The 418-nt window shown below is 76.3% G+C and carries 1 pseudogene; it reads right to left on the bottom strand.

The features are described 5' to 3' along the window. Positions 1-418: pseudogene (locus tag I6F37_RS41800) on the bottom strand (hypothetical protein); the annotation flags it as partial.

Here is a 418-nt window from a genome sequence, read left to right as displayed (position 1 = left end):
ACCGAAGTGATCGTCGCCGCTCCGGTGGTGGTGAGCGAGGTGGTGACGGTGACGTCGCCGTTCGCGCCGCCGCCGGTCGTGCGCAGCGTGCCGGTGGTGCCCGCCGTGCCCGTTCCGAGCGTGAGCGCGCCGTTGGACGCGGTTGCCGCCAGCGTGGTGCGGGCGCTGGCCGTGCCCAGATCGAGGCTGGCGCCGGTGGCGACGATGTCGGCCCCGGTGCTGCGGATCGTCGTCGCGGTGCCGGCGGTGCCGGCGGTCAGCGTCGCAGTGCCCGCAGCGGTCAGCGAACCGATGCCGACGGTGCCGGTGGCGCGGACCGTGCCGGTGGTGCCGGCGATGCCGGTGCCGAGCGTGGCGTTGCCCGCGGTCGCGTCGACCAGCAGCGCGCCGCCGGCACCGCGACGACGATCCGCAGCAC

The sequence above is a fragment of the Bradyrhizobium sp. NBAIM08 genome (assembly GCF_020193935.1).
Lineage (GTDB): Bacteria > Pseudomonadota > Alphaproteobacteria > Rhizobiales > Xanthobacteraceae > Bradyrhizobium > Bradyrhizobium yuanmingense.
The sequence above is the reverse complement of the archived record's forward strand: the minus strand, read 5'-3'. Positions and strand labels throughout refer to the sequence as shown.